The sequence below is a fragment of the Cupriavidus sp. 05N40 genome, from assembly GCF_056397305.1.
On sequence record NZ_JBFTND010000454.1, the window covers coordinates 1 to 773 of the forward strand.

Genomic DNA, 773 nt, shown 5'->3' on the forward strand with positions numbered 1-773 from the left:
CTGCTGGCCGAGCAGATCGAGAGCGTGAAAGCCACCGGCCCGAACGAGGTCACGGTGGTGCTCACCAGCCCCAATGCCGACCTGCCGGTGATCCTGGGCACCTTCCACTTCCTCATCGTCAAGGACGGCACCACCGACTTCAGTGCCGGCATTGGTACCGGACCCTACAAGATCAAGGAGTTCAGGCCGGGCGTGCGCACACTCGTGGTGCGAAACGGCGCCTACTGGAAGCCCGGCAAGCCCTATCTCGACGAAATCGAGTTCGTCGGCATTGCGGATGACAGTGCGCGCGTCAACGCGCTGCTGTCGGGCGGGATGGACCTGGTGGCCATGGTCAACCCCCGCGCCGTGGCCCGAGTCAAGGGTACGCCGGGCTACGCCATCCTCGTCACGCAATCGGGGCAGTACTCAGACCTGATCATGCGCAAGGACGCGGGTCCAGGCATGAGCCCGGACTTCTTGATGGGAATGAAGTACCTGCAAGACCGCGAGCAGATGAAGAAAGCCATCGCGCTCGACTATGCGGTGCTCGGCAACGATCAGCCGATCGACCCCACCAACCGCTTCTTCTTCAAGGATTTGCCGCAGCGCGCCTTCGATCCGGAGAAGGCGAAGTTCCATTTCCGCAAAGCCGGCGTGACGGGCAAGGTGCCGGTGGTGACCTCGCCCGCCGCGCTGTATTCGGTGGAGATCGCGACGGTGCTGCAGCAGACCGCGCAGCGTGTCGGCCTGGACATCGACATCAAGCGCATGCCTGCCGATGGCTACTGGTC

General features: G+C 63.5%; 1 protein-coding gene. It reads left to right on the forward strand.

Translation table 11 applies throughout. From position 1 onward, the window contains the following. Positions 1–773, forward strand: a 773-nt coding sequence (locus AC1DO7_RS41410) for an ABC transporter substrate-binding protein (RefSeq protein ID WP_477117591.1), incomplete at both ends; no start/stop codon positions are given.